Source organism: Pseudoalteromonas sp. AOP7-A1-14 (assembly GCF_052376275.1).
GTDB lineage: Bacteria > Pseudomonadota > Gammaproteobacteria > Enterobacterales > Alteromonadaceae > Pseudoalteromonas.
Map to the genome: position 1 here is coordinate 1 of NZ_JBQSVO010000274.1, position 762 is coordinate 762.

At 34.9% G+C, this 762-nt stretch carries 1 pseudogene; it reads right to left on the bottom strand.

The features are described from left to right. A pseudogene (locus tag ACT3RM_RS18080) lies at positions 1–603 on the bottom strand (general glycosylation pathway protein); the annotation flags it as partial. Between the last annotated feature and the right edge of the window lie 159 nt (positions 604–762).

Sequence of the window (762 nt, forward strand, 5' to 3'; positions counted from 1 at the left end):
ACTAAATGGTTCGAGTGGGTCAGAGCCGATCTCTTTATTAGTAAGCAATGAATAAATGTCACTAAATACTATACTAAGTAAATACAGTACCAAGCAAAATAAGCACATTACTATAACGCCGTAACCAGCCTTAAAATAAGGAGTCATATTTGCGCGCGCGCTGTCACCCATCAAAAACTCTATTAATTGCGTTAAAGACACATCAATCACTAAATAACACTGGTGATTTATAGGAGTTTTTATTTCTTTAATAGCTGATATACATAAGTGATTAGTGGCAATAGAAATATAAGGATCGGTAAAACACACCGCCGTACTTCTTTGTGCTTGTAAAAAGTAAGGGCGCTTGCTTAAATCTTGCTGGTTACCTGATGTAGCAAGCTTTTTCCTATAAGCACGTTTAAAGCATACATTGTTACCCTGTTGTTGCCCCTTATCGTTTAAACAGTATTGCAACTCTAGAAAAGGATATTGCCTGACTAAATAACACGTATCTCGCTCTTTGGTTAGCCCATCTTCAATGCTTATTAAAATAGACGTTAGCAAGCTATGAATAACACTCTCGTATTCATGATAGCGTTCTACACTGCTGATATAACTCATTCTCGCCATTTTTTTTATACTCATAAACAGAGGTTTCAGATGATGTTGCAAGTTTAAAACCAAAAGTTAATAGTTATAATAATCAGAGCTTTAAGATAAGAACGTAAATACTGTGCACTACTTTGGTGACAAAATTATAAAATAGTATTCCTTACGCAC